The sequence below is a fragment of the Longimicrobium sp. genome (genome assembly GCF_036280135.1).
In the GTDB taxonomy this organism is placed as follows: Bacteria; Gemmatimonadota; Gemmatimonadetes; order Longimicrobiales; family Longimicrobiaceae; genus Longimicrobium.
This window is the reverse complement of sequence record NZ_DASURI010000874.1, coordinates 1-3,879: the sequence shown is the minus strand read 5'-3', so window position 1 is coordinate 3,879 and position 3,879 is coordinate 1. Positions and strand designations below refer to the sequence as shown.

The following is a 3,879-nucleotide window of genomic DNA, read 5'->3' as shown; positions in this document are numbered from 1 at the left end:
CCAGGCGGACACGGTGGTCTCGATCAGCGCGGCCACCTCGTGCCGGTACTGCTCCACCACGTACAGCACCGACCGCTCCACCCACTCGTTCACCCGGTCCTGCAGCTCCTCGTTCTCCAGCAGCGACGCGCCCACCCGGGTGGCGGCCTGCCCCACGCGGCGCTGGAACTCGCTCTCGGGGTCCTCGCTGTGGGTGAGCACGCTGGTCTTTACGTCCGCCCAGATGCTGGCCGAAAAGCCGCGCACGGCGGGGTGCCGCAGCACCTCTTCCTTGAGCTCCTCGCCGCGCGTGATCATCTCGGGCGAGTTCTTGAGCCGCTCCACGAACTCGCCCATGGCCTCGTTGAAGCGGGCGCGCAGGGGGTGCTCGGGGTTGGACGTGACCTCGTGCAGCGTGTTTTCCACGCTGCGCACGATCTTGTTGTAGATCTGGTCGTCCACGGCCGTGGGCATCCACCACGGCGTCTCGCGGCGGATCTTGTCGCGCAGGGCGTCGCGGTTCTCGTCGAACAGCCGGTCAAACAGGCGGATGGCGCTGTCCAGCAGCTCCTGGTGCCGGTTGTCGGCCGTCACCACCGTGAGCACGCTGCCCATGAGCGGCGCCACCTGCGTGGCGCGCACCCGGCTCATCACGCTCTGCTCGATGATCTCCTGCACCACGTCGTCGCGCACCACCTTCACCAGCCCCTTCACGCCCACGGCGGCGTGCTTGCCCACCGTGTCCGCATGCCGCGGATCCGCCAGCCACTGCGCCAGCTTTTGCGCCACGTTGGCCCCGCGGATGCGCGCCAGCAGCACGGGCGGCGACAGGAAGTTGTTCTGCACGAAGCCGCCCAGGCTCTTGCCGATGCGGTCCTTGCGGTTGGGGATGATGGCCGTGTGCGGGATGGGCACGCCCATGGGGTAGCGGAACAGCGCCGTGACGGCGAACCAGTCCGCGATGGCGCCCACCATGGCCGCCTCCGCCGTGGCGCGGATGTATCCCAGCCACGGGTGGCGCGATTCAAAGATGCTGGTGACGACGAACACGAGGGCCGCGATGATGAGCAGCCCCGTGGCCACGCGCTTCATCTTTTCCAGCCGAACGCGCTTTTCTTCTTCGTCGCGCAGCGGTGGAAGGGTCAGCCGGCCGGTCTCCAAAGCCAAGTTCCTGGTGCCAGGTGCCAAGTGCCAAGTACGGTGTTTCCTGTTTACCGCGCTTGGAGAATGCGTGCCACTCTACGGGGCGGGGTGGCGGATGAGATTCGGCACGGCCGCACACCCCGCGCGCCGTGCGGCCGTAGCCGAATCGAGACCGCTCAGACGTTGAGCTTCTGGTCGCCGGGCTCGCTCCAGCCGCCGCGGCTGCGCACTTCCCTGGCCAGCGCGGTGTCGCGGGACTCCGTCATCAGCACCGTCTGGTCTGCCCGGGTGACGTACATGCACTTGTACAGCCCGGCATCCGTCTTGGACACGCCCCGCGCCTGCAGCGCCCCCAGCGCGGCCTCTACGTCGCGCACGGCATCGCCCGCGCGCGTGAACACGTGATATACGTCGCTCATCCCTGCCCCTCCTCCCGGTTCTCCCGTTGCCGTCCCTCGTCCGCCGACCGGCCGTCCTCGCCGCCCGGCGCATCCTGTCCCTCCCCATCCTCCCGCATCGCGTCCGCCGGCTGATCCGCCGACGCGTCGTCCTCCCGCGGATCGTCCACTTTGCGCGGCGGGGGACGATCGTCCGGGTCCACCCGCGATCCGCCGCCTTCCGACGGCCGACGCTGCTGCAGCCCGCCCACGATCACCGCCTCCGCCAGCGCCGTGACGACCGTGCCCAGCAGCCCGGCGCCGCGCGGACCACGCCCACCCTCCGTCCGCGTCTCCCCGTTGTTCTGCCGGCCCGCGTTGTCCTCCCCCCAGTCCGCGTGCGGCAGGGGAAAGACGTCCGCGCGCAAGCCGCCGCGCGCCTGCCGCCGCCGCGCGGGCGAGTCGTAGACCACGAGCAGCCCGTCGCCGTCCAGCCCCTGGGCCTCGAAGCGGCACATGCCTTCGGGGTGGTCGCCCGGACCCTCCACGTCGTGCGGCAGCTCCATCACGCGCCGCAGCGTCTTGCCCGCGACCACGGAATCGTCCTCCGCCGCCACGGCGCCACGCCAGAAAAAGACGGCGGCGGGCGCGTGCACGTCCATGGTGGGCCCCGCCAGCACGAGCATGTCGTTTCCCGCGTGGCTCAGCTCGCGCACGCCCAGGCCGTCCAGGTCCAGGAAGTGCTTGCGGTAGCGCCGCCCCTCGGGGCCAATGCGGGCCAGCTTGAGGCGACCGGGCTTCTTTGCCTCCTCCGGCAGCAGCTCCAGGACGACGGCCCAGCCGCGCAGGACGGGCCCACGCAGCCCCAGGAACAGCCGGCCGCCGGCCGCGGACAGGCCTTCCACGTCGAAGCCGTTGTCCTTGCCCGGCAGCTTGAGGAACTTGCGCAGGTGCGGGTCCTTGCGCAGGGCCCGCAGCAGCCCGCTGTCCGCGCCGCGGCCCTTGAGGCGCGCGGCCGTGAGCGTCACGGACGGATCGCGCGGATCGGGACAGCTGCGGCGCGGCGTCAATCCCCCGTGCTCGGCGTCCTCCTCCAGCGGGATGCGCGCCAGCAGGTAGCGGTTCTCCTCCAGGTCCACGTCCGCCAGGCACTCGGCGAACGTCTCGATGTCGTCCTCGTCCGGGTCCGGCTTGTCGCGCTTGCGGCCGTGCGATCCGCAGATCCACAGGTACGGCGGATCCCAGGCCAGCCCCTCCACGTCCACCTCGCCGTCCTCGTCGCCGGGCAGGTCCAGCACGTCGGCCAGCTTGAAGGTGCGGTGGTCGCCCCATCGGCCGCCGCCCAGGTCCGTCAGGCGCTCCAGCGTGGCCGTCTCGTCCGATCCCAGCCACAGGTGCCGGCCCGCCTGGATGACCGCGGACAGGCTGGTGCGGATGTCCTTTGCGTCCACCGAATCGTCCGGCGGCGCGTTTAGCTCCAGGTGAACGGTGGCCAGCGGCTGCGTCATCGATCCGTCCGGTTGAGGGTCGTCACCGCGCGTCGCGCTCGTCCGCGGCGCGCTGGTGAAGGACCATTCGCATGCCGCGGTCCGCGGCGACGAACTGCACCAGCGTGCGCGTGTCCTCGCGCAGCCAGTACGTGCCTTCGGAGCCCGATCCCGCCACGCTGATGCGCCACGCGCGCACGGGCCCGCGGTCCGTCCGCACCTCCTCGCGCCCCGCGACCCGCACGTCGGCGACGAGGGGGGCGCCGTCCTCCTCGTCGCGCACGGCCAGCGCGGCCGTGTAGCCGTCCGCCAGGGGTAACGCGCCCAGCAGCAGGTCCATGCTGCCTGCCAGGAACGCGCCGTCCTTGCCGCCGAGGGGCGCCAGCGTGCGATGGTCCAGCGTGAACGCGGACACCTCGACCTCCGTTCCGTCAATGCGCATCCGCTCGCGCCGGATCACGACGGGGCGGCCGTCCGCCTCTGCCAGGCGCGTCTCCATCACGTACTTGGCGTCGGGCGCGCCGTCGGTGCGGGACGACTCGTACACGTCATAGTGATCCGTCCGGTCCGCCACCCGCGCGCCCGAGACGATGCCGCCGGGGCGGATGGGCGCGTCCTGCGCCGGCAGGGCGGGCGCGGCCAGGCAGACGAGCAGGGCGGCGGCAATCAGCGTGCGCATGATGACGATGGGCGTCGATGGATGGACCGGACGAACCGGGCGTGCAGTGTAGCGGGCGCCGGAGAGCCCGGAAAGCGCGGGCGGAGGAACGGATGACGCACAAGGGACTTGAATCATTCGTTCTACGACGTAAATTGCTGATCCAGTCTCCGCACGCGACTTTCTTCCCCTCCCGGAGCGTACCCATGAAGGACCGTCTCGTCCGTTCCCTGCC

4 protein-coding genes are annotated in these 3,879 nt (G+C 71.0%); all 4 read right to left on the bottom strand.

Annotated elements, in window-relative coordinates:
- A partial coding sequence (locus VFZ20_RS28240) for a DUF445 domain-containing protein (RefSeq protein ID WP_329687312.1) occupies positions 1-1,146 on the bottom strand: 1,146 nt, incomplete at its 3' end.
- A 152-nt stretch (positions 1,147-1,298) separates the two neighbouring features.
- Positions 1,299-1,541, bottom strand: a complete 243-nt coding sequence (locus tag VFZ20_RS28235; RefSeq protein ID WP_329687311.1) for a hypothetical protein — start codon at positions 1,539-1,541, stop codon at positions 1,299-1,301.
- Complete coding sequence (locus VFZ20_RS28230) at positions 1,538-3,007, bottom strand: DUF3616 domain-containing protein (protein WP_329687310.1); 1,470 nt, start codon at positions 3,005-3,007, stop codon at positions 1,538-1,540. Before VFZ20_RS28230 ends, VFZ20_RS28235 begins: the two co-directional genes overlap by 4 nt.
- Before the next feature lie 22 nt (positions 3,008-3,029).
- Complete coding sequence (locus tag VFZ20_RS28225; protein WP_329687309.1) at positions 3,030-3,665, bottom strand: hypothetical protein; 636 nt, start codon at positions 3,663-3,665, stop codon at positions 3,030-3,032.
- Between the last annotated feature and the right edge of the window lie 214 nt (positions 3,666-3,879).